The following is a 12,758-nucleotide window of genomic DNA, read 5'->3' as shown; positions in this document are numbered from 1 at the left end:
CATCTCCACCTTACCCTAGTATCTTTTGCTCAGCTGTAGAAGAAAGAGCTTTTGGCAGGACAATTTTAAAATCTGCCGGTACGTTTTCACTTAGCTCAATGCCGGCGCGAGCATATGGACCTATTTCATCTTTTTGTCCAGCTCCTGTTACATACATGGCCACTTCATGTACTCCGTCAATACCGAGTTTTGATTCTACTAAACTTTCCTTAAAAGCTGCCGTCATGAAAACACCTAAATTATGTGCTGTTCCCGCTAACAAAAAGTTTTGCGCGTAGTGAGCGGTTTCATAATGCATAAGTCGATAAATGCGTGCGCCTTTGTATTTCCATTTAATTCGATCTATAACACTTGTATAAAAAACTGTAACTGCGGCATTCAGGAAATAATCTTGCCCATATAGGACATCGTATAGAAATGGCTTCACGTCTTCTTCTGTCTCAATAAGATGTAAAGCGTGGTGTTTTTGACAGTAATGGTACACACCGCTTCGTAAACCTTCACATGCATTCACAATCGGATATAACTCTATTGAATGTCGTCCACCCGGAGAGGGAGAGGGCTTTTTGACTACGATTCCATAGGAGTGTGTGTCATTTGTGAAAAGAATCCCTCAGTGTAAAATAGAACATCGGCTAAGTTTTGTAGTGAAATTGGTTCTTCAGAAAAACGTCGACAGGATCTACGTTTCATAAAAGAATTGACCAAAGTTTGATCTAAAAGTTTACTAGGAGTCGGTAGTTTGATGCTAGATGTTGCGCAGTTGCACTTGAAATATTGTGGTGCAGGAGATGATTTTTTTCTGAATTCTTCAACATTTTTCAATCTACCTTCTTCAGTGGTTTCAAATTTTGTATCTTTTGTTTGTAGATGAAGGAACCAAGATGATTCATCCCAATCTTGCCATTCCGCTACGATTTGCTCAATGGTCAAATTGTAATCTGTTTCCTTTTCGATGAGAATTCCATTTTTGACCAAGTGCTCGACAATACTTGTTACCATTGATTCTGAAAAAATCGGTTGTAAGCTTGTGTCTTCACTCGAAAACATGGAGATAATCTCGCATACCTTCCAATCAACTTTAAAAGTGCGTTTTACAGAAGGTAGATGCAAGTGCGGTTGTCCATCAGGATAAGTAATGACTAAATCAGGTGCTAAATAATAACGGTTCAATCGTGACATTTTCTCAAACCATTTCCCAACAGAATAAAAGTAAGAACCACCTGATTGAGTTTCAGATGGTTCCGCTCATGCCAATTCTTAGTCGGCCGGGTGCATAATAGGTATCAGTGCTTCCTGTTCTTCAAAAATAAATGTTTCTTCTTTTACTGTATTATTTTTTACTGAATTATCTTTTAATTCATCATCCAATTTTTCCACTTACTTACATTGCTTAAGTTTATATTAAATTTGATTGGCAATTTATTCAAGTTAGAAATTTGAAAATTATTATAAATATGATAATATTAAGTTAATGTTAGTAATAATTTTCCACTAAATTGCTGTGTAAATCTGCATTTGAAGCCGACACCATAGTCTATTTTGGCCGGTAGGAATTAATCTAGGAGGAATATCCATGATAACTTTGGTTCGAATGAACGAAGAACAATATAAAAGGTTCTTCGAAGAGACAGTCAGAGAGTATGCCGAAGAAAATGTAAAGGAAGGCAGATGGACACCATCAGAATCGATTGGACGAGCGATCAAAGAAACAAATGAACTATTATCTAAAGGGATTCATACGAATGGTCATTTTTTGTGTTCATTGCATCACGAAGTAGTAGGCGCAATAGGCACGATTTGGTATGAAGTCAAAGAAAATAATGGCGAGAAATCAGCTTTTATATACAGCATTAAGATATACGAAGAATTTCAAGGCAAAGGATATGGAAAGCAGTCACTTATTGCATTTGAAACTGACCTTGCCTCGATGAATGTAAGTTCAATCGGGTTACATGTTTTCGGGCACAACAAACGTGCATATCAGTTATATACCAAGATGGGGTATATTCCAACAAGCATTAAAATGAAAAAATATCTCAGAAGCAAATGAAAACTAACTCGTATCTCGATTTTACTAGACTTTAGCACTTGAGAAAGGCTTTCTTTTTATGGGTTCAGGAATTATTAATAATATGCTAAATTTGGTATAATTTAGTTATAATACTAGGTAACGTCAAGAATTTTGTGTAATGCAACATAGATAGGGTATCTCTGAAATGGATTTGGAATGGATAGGGGATTAGTTTCCTCTATAAAAATGACAGAATATTCAGTTTTTTGTGCAGAAAGGGAGAATCCCCTTATTTTATTGGTTTGGCATTTACGGTATTTGGTTAATTGTAACGTTCTTCAAACATTCGTTGAAGCGCCTCCTGTGCTTCAGCAAATCCTCGTCACTTTCGCCCTGCCCATTTCTCATTAAAATCTTGGATGGTCAAATACACGACTTTTTCAGCGGCTTCTAAGCTACTCAAACTGTTCATCGGCTTGAGACGTTTCCGAATCTCTTTGATCGTTCGTTCAATGGCATGGGTCGTGTAAATCACACTTCGAATACGGCTTGGATACTCCATAAATGTAAGGAGGACATCCCACTCATTATCCCAAGATTGAACTTCTCTCGGATACTTGCTGGACCATTTCGACTCAAACTGTTGAAACATCTGTAACGCCATCTCCTTATTCGTTGCGCAATAAATCAGCTTGAGACCCTCTGCCACTTCAAATTGGTCTTTTTTCCGAACACGATGTAAGGTATTACGTACTTTGTGAACGACACAACGCTGCACATCGGCTTTCGGATAAACCGTCTTAAAGGCTTCCTCTAAACCCGGTAGTCCATCGAATACGCCTAGAAGGACTTCCTTGACGCCTCTGTTGTATAGTTGTTGAAGAATCTCCTGCCATACATGGGCGCTTTCCTGTCCTCCCACAAAGAAATCAAGAATTTCACGAAACCCTTCTTCGTTTACACCTAACACGACATAAATGACCTCTTTTTCTACCGTATCTCGACTGTTTAGTGCAAAATAAAAGTAGCCGCTTAAAACAGTTACAGGTATTTTTTGATTCATTAGTCATTTTCCTCCCCGTTATTAAAAATTCTTTTTTAAATTCTCCGTCCTGATTTTGATAACACTCTTAAAAGATAAGAAAATAAAACGAAAATAGTAATCATTACGATTTAAATAATATTTAAACATACTTCGCTTGTAAATGCAAAGACAAACTGGGGAGTATATATATTGAAGTCTGGAATGGGAAAAGATGAATGCTGGACGGGGAAGGAAGCTTTTAGAAAGAACTTCATAAAAAGGGCTGTTTGGATGATTCGTCTATCATCGCTAAAAGAATCGCACAAGGAGGGGGGGACTATACAGACGAATCCTTATTGAACGTTTGTGAAAAAATATGAAATTAATACCGACAATGTTTTGATGTATTCCATTCTATAGAATTCACAAATTCCTTTTTGTGTGGTATAGTTTATAAAACGTAATGATTACTATTATCGAGAGGTGAAGAGGAAATGAACCCTTTTATTCTAATCATAGGGGCGGGACCTGCTGGGATTGGAATGGGGATATTATTCAAGCAATTAGGAATTAAGAATTTCGGGATTTTAGAGCGTGATCGCATTGGTTCGTCATTTATGCAATGGCCGAAAGAAATGCGCTTTATTACTCCGTCATTTACAGGACAAGGATTTGGCGCATTAGATTTAAATGCTGTTTCCCCGACAACATCGCCTGCATTCACACTGCGAAAAGAGCGGCTAAGCGGCGAAGATTATGCACTATATCTTGATTTATTGGCTGAACATTATGATTTGCCGATTCGAGAAGAAGTAAATGTGACTAGCGTTGAGAAAAGGGGAGACCGCTTTGTTTTAAAAACAAATGAAGGCGATTATGAAGCAGATGCTGTCATTTGGGCGACGGGGGAATTTCAGTTTCCAAATGTACGTCCATTCCCGGGGGCGGAACATGCGTTACATAACCGATATATTGATAGTTGGAGAAAGCTTGAAAAAGGTCACTATGTGGTCATTGGCGGTTATGAAAGCGGGATGGATGCAGCTGTGAATTTAGTGGCTTATGGCAATGAGGTGACTGTGATCTCAGCTCAAGAGCGAAATGGAAAAAAAGAAGCGGACCCGAGTTTGTCGCTGGCCCCATATACATGGGAGCGCTTGCGAATAGCCGAGCGCACCAAGCGGCTAACCGTTATCGAAAAGACAAAAGTGGAAAAGATTTATAAGGATAACAACGGTTATACGCTATTTCTTTCGAATGGCAAGCAAATGCTGACTCAACCCCAACCGATTCTAGCCACAGGATTTCGTTCAGGTGCGGAACAAATTCGTTCATTGTTTGAATGGGGGGAAAATGGAAAAGCGAAACTGACGGTTCATGATGAATCGACCATTACGCCGAATTTATTTTTAATTGGGCCAAGTGTTGCTCACGATCAGGCGATTTTCTGCTTTATTTATAAATTTCGGCAGCGTTTTGCTGTTGTGGCCAAACAATTGGTTGACCGTTTCAGACTGTCTCATGATGAAGAAATATTCACTCACTACGCCAACAATCAAATGTATTTAACGGACTTATCTTGTTGTGAGGTGAAATGCGAGTGCTAGCCGAACAAGCGAAACGAAAACGGCTTTTGCTCATCGGGCTTGAATCCGTTGGAAAGACAACGTTATTTTCAAGATGGACGCAGTTTGGCATTGGTGAAGAAACCAATGTGAAGGGAACGACGTATACGATTCGTTCCCATCCCCTTCGTTGCTTGGATGGATGGGAGATTGTCGATACACCGGGATTGCGCAGAGGAGATGAGCTTGGCAAGCGGCAACTGGAAAAAGAAGTGGAAAAAGCCCATCATGTGATGCTTATTATACGGGGCACCCATTTTCAAGAGGAATTAGAAGAACTATTGTCCATTGTTTCTATCGATCAAATGGACGTCTCCATTGCCGTTACATTTGTAGATAAAATGAATGAACAAGCGAAAGCAGTATTAGAAAACGCCCAAAAGCAATACAAATTCCCGATCTTTTTGACAAAAGGAAGGAAGGAGAATGATGGTACGCTTCCGCCGTTTATGCAAGGAAGAAAATGGACAGAAGAGGATATGAAGCTATTACAGGCGCTTCGTTTGCCTAAACAAGAGCCTGTTTCGCTTTTATTTGAACGCCCCGTCGTAGGGCCTCTCGCTTCAGTAGCGGCGATTTTGATGATGTTTCTCTTTCCGGTTTATATCGCCTATAAAATCGCAGAGTGGGGACAGCCGTATTTAGAAGCGGCGTTAGCTGGAGTTATTCAGGCTCTTGAAGGGAAAGGGAGACTGGTTGAAGCGTTACTTGTTGGAGATTATGGATTGCTTACGTTGGGAGCGTATTCCTTTTTATGGGCGTTTCCCGTTGTGTTTTTGTTAAGTGTTATGATGGCGATCACGGACGAAACAGGGATTAAAGATCGGATCATGGATGCCCTTGATCCATATTTGCGAAAAATCGGATTAAATGGCCAAGATCTTATACCAGTATTAACTGGATTTGGATGCAATGTGGTGGCCGTTCAACAGAGCAGATTATGCAGTGCGTGCACACGAAAATCGTGTGTTTCTCTTATTTCGTTTGGTTCGGCTTGCAGTTATCAAATTGGTGCAACGATTTCCATTTTTCATAGCGCACAAAAGCCGTCTTTATTTTTGCCGTATTTATTTACTGTTTTTCTTGTTGGAGCACTTCATACGAGAATATGGCATCGGCAGGCATTCGCGCATATAGGGATGATCCGCCCGCATCGGACATTTATTCAGCTGCCAACATGGTCAGGAGTATTATACCGGGTTCGTGCAACGGTCTCACAATTTCTAACACAGGCGATGCCAATCTTTTTTACGATTTGCCTAATTGCTGGATTGATGGACGTGTTCGGATGGATGAAAAAAGCGGTTGGAGTGTTTGCGCCGCTTGTTCAATGGCTGAATTTGCCGCATGAAGCCGCTGTTGGCCTTGTTTTTTCGATGATTCGTAAAGATGGCATTTTATTGTTTAATGAAGGGAACCAGCTGCTGTTAACGGAGATGTCGACATTTCAATTATTTCTTAGCGTTTATCTTGCTTCTACTTTAAGTGCGTGCGCGGTTACTTTATGGACGGTTGCAAAGGAATTAGGGGTGAAAGAGGCCCTGTTATTATCCGGGAAGCAGATGGTCACATCTCTTACGTCCGCCCTGCTGCTTTCGCTGTTGTTCCAATAAAATACTGGATGCCATTCGAAGAAGCAAATCATAAAAGATCTAAGGAAGTCCAAAGATTAATAAGCAAAAAGCGCAGGGAAGCTGGAGGCTTGGATATAAAAGTGGCAGAGCATTTCTCTATAATGAGAAATGCTTTTTTGTGTCTGTTTTGAACAAAGAAGTATATTTTTTTGCAGCAAAAAAATAATAATAAACGATAATAATTTATTGAAAAACGATAAAAAATCTATTAAAATTAAATCGACAATAAATAAGCGAGGTGCTTTTTATGAAACCAGAAACTCTCTTTTTAAAGATTGTTGTTATTCTTATAGGGATTCCAGTTCTTGCTTTGTGCATCTTTTTGGTACCTGTGCTAGGGAATGTTGCAGCAAAATTGCTTCCGGAATTTGCTTCTATTAAATATCTCGTTTTCATTGTTTTTTATGCATCCGCGGTACCGTTTTACTTTGCTTTGTATCAGGCTTTTAATCTTTTACGCTACATTGACAAAAATGAAGCTTTTTCCGAGTTATCTGTCATCGCTTTGAAAAAAATCAAATACTGTGCCATCACCATCAGCAGTTTGCATGTGCTCGTCTTACCGCTTTTCTATCTCTTTGCGGAGAAAGATGACGCTCCAGGTGTCATCTTGATCGGATTGGTGGTTCCTTTTGCATCAATGGTGATTGCCGTTTTTGCTGCCGTTCTGCAAAAACTTTTAAAAACGGCTATCGATATCAAATCAGAAAATGATTTAACGATCTGAGGTGGACAATATGCCAATTATAATCAATCTTGATGTTATGCTGGCGAAAAGAAAAATGAGCGTTACAGAACTTTCGGAGAAAGTTGGGATCACAATGGCGAATCTCTCCATATTGAAAAACGGAAAGGCGAAAGCGATTCGTTTCTCCACTTTAGAGGCGATTTGCAAGGCATTAGAATGTCAGCCAGGAGATATTTTAGAATACCGAAGTGATGAAGAGAGTCAAGATTAGGCTCATAGAACTATGTAACGTGAAGTGGAAAGGAAGAGGAGCATTTCGATGATTCAAATTCATCAAAAAGGAGTCGCTCATGAATTTAACCATTCAAAAGGATACCCAGAAAAAAATGATAAAGGCACAAATTATGAGAGCATGCAAACAACTCGTGCGTTTCGGTTGGGAGCAGGCCCTATCATGTTTGTTTCCCGTTGTGATTTTTGCCTCTTTGGCCTTTACAAAAATCGTGCCGCTTCCCTTTCTGCCGCGATATGACTGGCTGCTCATTATTTGCCTTCTGATGCAGTGGTGGATGGTGCGTTCTAGGCTTGAAACAATGGATGAACTAAAGGTGATCACATTGTTCCACCTTATCGGCCTTGCTCTTGAACTTTTCAAGGTGCATATGGGTTCATGGTCTTATCCAGGGGAAGGATATTCTAAATTTTTCGGAGTGCCTTTATATAGCGGATTTATGTACGCAAGTGTAGCGAGCTATCTTTGTCAGGCGTGGAGGAGGCTGAAGGTGGAGCTCGTTAAATGGCCGCCGTTTTTCGTCGTTGTGCCTCTTGCTGCCGCGATTTATTTGAATTTTTTCACTCATCATTATTGGATGGACGTTCGTTGGTGGCTGTCAGGACTTGTCATGATCGTTTTTTGGCCATCATGGGTCACGTACGAGGTTGGCGGCACTCGTTACCGCATGCCGATCGTCCTTTCCTTTGTGCTTATCGGATTTTTTATATGGATCGCTGAAAATATCGCAACGTTTTTTGGAGCTTGGCAATATCCAAATCAGGCCGAGGCATGGAGTCTTGTTCATCTTGGAAAGGTGAGTTCTTGGTTCTTACTAGTGATTGTGAGCTTTTTGATCGTAGCGACGTTAAAGCAAGTGAAGGAAAATCTTCCATCAGAATAGAGGCTTGTCCTCGCGAAACTTGAAATTATATGTGATCGAAACGAATCCTTTCCTTTTCCAACGATCAAAGTTCATTCTTATGACATTTAGAGGTAACTTGAGAGATTAGCATTTACGCTAAAATATGAATTTTAGCTGTCTCATACCGATTGCTTCTATTCACTAGTTTATTTGTGCAGAGTGGTGGAGAAATTTTTCTATTTAAACATGCCGTTGTGTCAAGTGGAACGATTGACGAGAAAATGATGAAGCTTCATCCAGAGAGCATAGAAAATCCAAAGAGACGAGAATGGCAGGATTAATTCGATAGATGATGCATAGCGGAAATCCTTACCGTAATTTTTCTAGTCAACTATTATGATACTAGGGTTTTTGCTTTTTTATATTGATGGAAATTAGATAAGCAATTCCAAGTTATGATGTTGACAATCTGTTTGTTTCATGTAGTGATTGCTGTTAATGGAATTTCTTCTGCTCATATTCTGTTAAGAGGAGGCAGACTTCTCGATAGAATGTATTAGACAATAGTAGGCGTTCCCCTTAAGACAGGGGAACGCCTACTAATGGACATGAACATGATGTCGACCTTTCGGCACCACCATTGGTGAGCCTGAAAGAGGGTCTTCGATTACTGTACAATCGAGGCCGAAGATTTCTTTGATCAATGTGCTCGTAAGCACTTTAGATGGCTCCCCTTCGGCCACAAGCCTGCCCTTGTGGAGCGCAAAAATATGATCGGCATAGCGTGCAGATAAATTGATGTCGTGAAGGACCATGACAATCGTTGTTCCATGTTTTCGGTTTAAGTCAGTAAGCAAGTCGAGAATTTCGATTTGATAGGTAATATCTAGGAATGTTGTTGGTTCGTCGAGAAGCAAAATGTCCGGTTGTTGTGCAAGAGCCATAGCAATCCAGACGCGCTGTCTTTGACCGCCTGAAAGTTCATCAATAGGATGATTGGCGAACTCGATAATATTCATAAATTCCATGGCTTCTGCAACAGCTTCATAATCTTTTTTAGTCCATCCGCTAAGCCAAGATTGATGTGGAAATCTTCCACGCCCCACCAGATCTGCAACCGTAATTCCCTCTGGGATGACAGGAGATTGCGGCAGCAATCCTAAAATTCGAGCCAATTGTTTTGGTGGAAATTGACTGATCGGTTTTCCGTCGAGGATGATCTGTCCAGATGTAGGCTTGATCAGTCTGGCCATCGTTTTTAGAAGAGTCGATTTCCCACAGCCATTTGCTCCGATCATCACACTTATTTTGCCACTAGGAACAACAAGACTAACATCTTGAATAACGGTTTTATGATCGTACCCTGCCACGACTTGCTCGACTTTGAAAAGATGCACTGGTTTCATTTATAAACTTCCCTTTCGATTCATTCGGATCAGCAAGAAAATCAAATATGGCGCTCCGACTATGCCAGTGATGACGCCGACAGGAAAACGGGTTTCAAAAGCAAACTGTCCAATCAGATCTCCTCCGAGAACAAGATTCACACCAACAAGCCCCGCAGGAAGGGCATTGGAAAAACCAGATCCAACCAATCTTTTGGCAATTGGTCCCGAAAGAAATGCGACAAAGGCGATGGGTCCGGTGACAGACGTAGCCACAGCAAGCATACAGACTGAACTTAGAATAAGTATGACTCTGACTGTATTCGTACGTACGCCGAGAGATGTCGCCGCTTGTTCGCCAAGCTCCAGCAAACTGAGCTGTTTTCCCAATACGATAATGATAGGAGTGCAGATCAAAACCGTTATCATCAGTGGCGGAAGCTCATGCATCTGGGAGCCATTGAGGCTCCCGCTCAGCCATCTGAGTGCTGCGGGAATGTCTTGTTGTGCGCCAATGAGAAGCAGATAGGATATGGCGGCGTCAAGCATCGCTTGTATGCCGATTCCAACCAAGATTAATCGCCCAATTGAAAAGGGCTTTCTGCTAGATAAGAGATAAATTATCATGACGGTGGCAAGACCAGCCATCACCGAAGCTAAAGAAACGACCGATTCACTAGTTTGAAGCACGATGATGCAGAAAACGGCCGCCGCGCTTGAGCCGGTAGTAATTCCAATGACATTCGGGTTGGCAAGAGGATTGCGCAACATTGTTTGGAAGATGCTGCCAGCAAGACCGAAAGCAAATCCGGCAAAAAGTCCTGCCAGCATTCTCGGTAAGCGGATCGTATTCACCGCAAATGACGCACCTGGAATCTGCTCGCCTGAAAGCGCCCGGATGACTTCTGTAACCGGATAAATCGTGTTCCCAAGCAACAGCATCGCGCAACAAAGTATACACGCCAATGACGCAAGCAATCCAGTAACAAGTATCCATCGGCGACGTCTTTGGCGTCTGCCCGCCATAATCAATTCAACAGATGATTTGATCATAATGAACTCACTTTCGATTTTATAGCTAATAGAATGAGTAACGGCGCTCCGATAAATGCAGTAACAACACCGACCTCAAGTTCACCAGGGCTGCCGATGAGCCTGCCACATACATCTGATATCGTCAAGATAATGGCGCCTGCCATAGCAGACATCGGTATGACAAAGCGCAAGTCAGGGCCAAGTAGAAGTCGCATAACATGAGTGGATAAGAGCCCGACGAAGGCGATAGGGCCGGCCAGCGCCGTAGTTGCCCCGCACAATATCACACTTGCGAGAGCGGCAACTAGTCTCAAGATTTCTGTTCGAACCCCCAGTCCGGTAGCAACGTCATCTCCAAGTACGAGAGCGTTAAGGGCCGGAGCCGTTATCATAGCGATCAATATCCCGACGATAAGAAAAGGGATAAAGATGGCGATAGCGCTCCAAGTCCCTGATCCAACACTTCCGACCTGCCAAAACCTAAATTGGTCCATGGCATAAGAGCGCGGAAGTATGATCATGACGACGAGGGAAGAGAGAGCCGCGCTTGTAGCGGCTCCCGCCAAGATCAACTTGAGGGGAGTAGCCCCTCCTTGTCCCATGGAACCAATGCCGAATACGAGACTTGCTGTTATCACCGCTCCAGCTAAAGCTAGCCAAATATATTGGTTGGCTGCATTGATATGCAAAAACGCGATCCCGCAAACAACAAACAAAGCGGCGCCCGTGTTCACACCCAAAATGCTCGGGTCCGCAATGGGATTTCGCGTGACAGATTGCATAAGCGCTCCGGAAACCCCAAGCGCTGCTCCGCAAAACAAACCGAAAATCGTTCGCGAAATTCGCTTGCGAACCACGTTGGCTCCATAAGAATCAACATCAGGGTGAAACAAACCGTCTACTAATTCTTGAAGGCTCACTAATCGGGAACCCAAGGCCAGGGAAGCAAGGATACACACGCCGAGCAAGAGAATACAAATCGCCAAAATCATTGTAAAGTTTTTCGGCGTATGTAAACGGATTCGTTTGTCATGAGTAGCAAAAAAACTATTCATTTACTTTGCTAGCGGCTCCTCCAATTAATTCTAAATAATCATCAATCGTATATTCTATGGAAAGCGGAGTCGGAGTGGCAGCTGCAACCAAAGGTGTGCTGCTGTCGATGAACGCGACAGAACCTCTCTGGATCGCTGGAATTTTGCCAAGCACAGGATCCGCTTTGAGGGCATTGTATAATTCTTCGTTGCCATATCCGACGATGATATCCACGTCGTTAAGAGCCTCGGCGTTCTCGGCACTTAAATCCAAGTAAAAACTTTTAGGATCTTTAATAAGTTTCTTTACACTTTCAGGGTATTCCAATCCAAACTCATGTAGAAAGGCCACGCGGGTGTCTACCGGCGTATAGATATGGAGTTTCGACAAATCATCAGCCGAAAAATTAGCCCATACAAATTTCTTGCCTTTAATTTGCGGATAGTTGCTTAATTTTTCTTGGATCAATTTTTCCATATCCTTGACCAGTTTCTCGCCTTCTGTTTTCATGCCCATTCCTGCTGCATTCATGAGAATTTGGTCACGCCATGGAGTGGCCCATGGTGCTTCCGGATAAGCAACGACCGGAGCAATCTGGCTGAGCATATCGTAGTCTTCCTTTGTTATACCGGAGTAAGCAGCCAGAATGACATCGGGTTTTGCGTCGGAAATCGCTTCAAAATCCAATCCGTCTGTATCGTGGAACACATTTGGTTTCGTTTCACCGAGTTCTTTGAGCTTTTTCGCAGTCCAAGGTAGAAGACCGCTATCATCTTGGACGCCAAAGTTTGCCGCCGAGAATCCTACAGGAATCACACCAAGAGCGAGTGGAATATCTTGATTCCCCCATTGGATCGTAACGACTCGTTTCGGTTTGCTTTTTATCACCGTTGTACCAAAAGCATGTTTGATCTCGATCGGATATTTTGTGTCGTCACCAGTGGCTGTTTTAGTATTTGTCGATTTCTCTTCATTTGATTTGGAGGTAGAAGGAGAACTGCTCGAACAACCAACTAATGCGATCATGAGCGCTGTCAAAATAACAAGTAGTTTAAATGAGAAGTTTTGTTTTGCAATCAATTTATAGCCCCCTTTTTATTTTTATAGATTTATGATAGGCAAATCCTATTAAATAGAAAGAAAAAACCTTGACAAATGATTTGTTTCCACACATTTGCTACT

12 protein-coding genes and 1 pseudogene are annotated in these 12,758 nt (G+C 41.9%); 6 read left to right on the top strand and 7 right to left on the bottom strand.

Annotated features, from left to right (window positions below):
* Positions 1-10 precede the first annotated feature (10 nt).
* Entirely contained in the window at positions 11-514 is a 504-nt protein-coding gene (locus GFC28_RS19740; RefSeq protein WP_052660899.1) for a SagB/ThcOx family dehydrogenase, read from the bottom strand.
* Positions 515-570: 56 nt separating this feature from the next.
* Complete coding sequence (locus GFC28_RS19735) at positions 571-1,173, bottom strand: hypothetical protein (RefSeq protein ID WP_231734653.1); 603 nt, start codon at positions 1,171-1,173, stop codon at positions 571-573.
* Between the two features lie 403 nt (positions 1,174-1,576).
* Here GFC28_RS19735 and GFC28_RS07750 point away from each other — a divergent pair, with 403 nt between their 5' ends.
* The gene (locus tag GFC28_RS07750) at positions 1,577-2,053 is read left to right on the top strand and encodes a GNAT family N-acetyltransferase (protein ID WP_044741682.1); all 477 of its coding nucleotides are present in this window, start codon (positions 1,577-1,579) and stop codon (positions 2,051-2,053) included.
* Between the two features lie 343 nt (positions 2,054-2,396).
* Here the strand turns inward: GFC28_RS07750 and GFC28_RS07745 are convergent.
* A pseudogene (locus GFC28_RS07745) lies at positions 2,397-3,017 on the bottom strand (IS256 family transposase); the annotation flags it as partial.
* A 515-nt stretch (positions 3,018-3,532) separates the two neighbouring features.
* Here GFC28_RS07745 and GFC28_RS07740 point away from each other — a divergent pair.
* The 5 genes from GFC28_RS07740 (at position 3,533) to GFC28_RS07720 (ending at position 8,160) form a co-directional block, all read left to right on the top strand.
* Positions 3,533-4,645 (top strand): NAD(P)/FAD-dependent oxidoreductase, encoded by a 1,113-nt coding sequence (locus GFC28_RS07740; RefSeq protein ID WP_044742073.1) that lies wholly within the window; start codon positions 3,533-3,535, stop codon positions 4,643-4,645.
* Positions 4,639-6,276, top strand: coding sequence for a nucleoside recognition domain-containing protein (locus tag GFC28_RS07735; RefSeq protein WP_044742074.1), 1,638 nt, complete (start codon positions 4,639-4,641; stop codon positions 6,274-6,276). The genes GFC28_RS07740 and GFC28_RS07735 overlap by 7 nt, the downstream gene beginning before the upstream one ends.
* A 268-nt stretch (positions 6,277-6,544) precedes the next feature.
* On the top strand, positions 6,545-7,024 hold the full coding sequence (locus GFC28_RS07730) for a DUF2975 domain-containing protein (RefSeq protein ID WP_044742075.1): 480 nt from the start codon (positions 6,545-6,547) through the stop codon (positions 7,022-7,024).
* A 10-nt stretch (positions 7,025-7,034) separates the two neighbouring features.
* Positions 7,035-7,256 carry a helix-turn-helix domain-containing protein gene (locus GFC28_RS07725; protein ID WP_044742076.1) on the top strand — a complete coding sequence of 74 codons (222 nt, stop codon included), beginning with the start codon at positions 7,035-7,037 and terminating at the stop codon, positions 7,254-7,256.
* 133 nt (positions 7,257-7,389) lie between these two features.
* The gene (locus GFC28_RS07720; RefSeq protein WP_044742119.1) at positions 7,390-8,160 is read left to right on the top strand and encodes a DUF817 domain-containing protein; all 771 of its coding nucleotides are present in this window, start codon (positions 7,390-7,392) and stop codon (positions 8,158-8,160) included.
* 560 nt (positions 8,161-8,720) lie between these two features.
* Here the strand turns inward: GFC28_RS07720 and GFC28_RS07715 are convergent.
* The 4 genes from GFC28_RS07715 to GFC28_RS07700 are packed head-to-tail and all read right to left on the bottom strand — an operon-like array spanning position 8,721 to position 12,602.
* A complete protein-coding gene (locus GFC28_RS07715; protein ID WP_044742077.1) occupies positions 8,721-9,527 on the bottom strand; it encodes an ABC transporter ATP-binding protein in 807 nt (268 codons plus the stop codon).
* Positions 9,528-10,532 (bottom strand): FecCD family ABC transporter permease, encoded by a 1,005-nt coding sequence (locus GFC28_RS07710; protein WP_369824142.1) that lies wholly within the window; start codon positions 10,530-10,532, stop codon positions 9,528-9,530.
* A 23-nt stretch (positions 10,533-10,555) separates the two neighbouring features.
* The gene (locus tag GFC28_RS07705; protein WP_044742079.1) at positions 10,556-11,596 is read right to left on the bottom strand and encodes a FecCD family ABC transporter permease; all 1,041 of its coding nucleotides are present in this window, start codon (positions 11,594-11,596) and stop codon (positions 10,556-10,558) included.
* Positions 11,589-12,602 carry an iron-siderophore ABC transporter substrate-binding protein gene (locus tag GFC28_RS07700; RefSeq protein ID WP_080860822.1) on the bottom strand — a complete coding sequence of 338 codons (1,014 nt, stop codon included), beginning with the start codon at positions 12,600-12,602 and terminating at the stop codon, positions 11,589-11,591. The genes GFC28_RS07705 and GFC28_RS07700 overlap by 8 nt, the downstream gene beginning before the upstream one ends.
* Between the last annotated feature and the right edge of the window lie 156 nt (positions 12,603-12,758).

This window comes from Anoxybacillus sp. B2M1, assembly GCF_001634265.1.
Lineage (GTDB): Bacteria > Bacillota > Bacilli > Bacillales > Anoxybacillaceae > Anoxybacteroides > Anoxybacteroides rupiense.
This window is presented reverse-complemented; position numbering and strand designations above follow the sequence as displayed.

What these genes read in the sequence shown, in the direction of transcription:
- GFC28_RS07750 (WP_044741682.1), top strand. Translation starts at nt 1,577, where the DNA reads ATGATAACTTTGGTTCGAATGAACGAAGAACAATATAAAAGGTTCTTC.
- GFC28_RS07740 (WP_044742073.1), top strand. Translation starts at nt 3,533, where the DNA reads ATGAACCCTTTTATTCTAATCATAGGGGCGGGACCTGCTGGGATTGGA.
- GFC28_RS07730 (WP_044742075.1), top strand. Translation starts at nt 6,545, where the DNA reads ATGAAACCAGAAACTCTCTTTTTAAAGATTGTTGTTATTCTTATAGGG.
- GFC28_RS07725 (WP_044742076.1), top strand. Translation starts at nt 7,035, where the DNA reads ATGCCAATTATAATCAATCTTGATGTTATGCTGGCGAAAAGAAAAATG.
- GFC28_RS07720 (WP_044742119.1), top strand. Translation starts at nt 7,390, where the DNA reads ATGAGAGCATGCAAACAACTCGTGCGTTTCGGTTGGGAGCAGGCCCTA.
- GFC28_RS07715 (WP_044742077.1), bottom strand. Translation starts at nt 9,527, where the DNA reads ATGAAACCAGTGCATCTTTTCAAAGTCGAGCAAGTCGTGGCAGGGTAC.
- GFC28_RS07710 (WP_369824142.1), bottom strand. Translation starts at nt 10,532, where the DNA reads ATGGCGGGCAGACGCCAAAGACGTCGCCGATGGATACTTGTTACTGGA.
- GFC28_RS07705 (WP_044742079.1), bottom strand. Translation starts at nt 11,596, where the DNA reads ATGAATAGTTTTTTTGCTACTCATGACAAACGAATCCGTTTACATACG.
- GFC28_RS07700 (WP_080860822.1), bottom strand. Translation starts at nt 12,602, where the DNA reads ATGATCGCATTAGTTGGTTGTTCGAGCAGTTCTCCTTCTACCTCCAAA.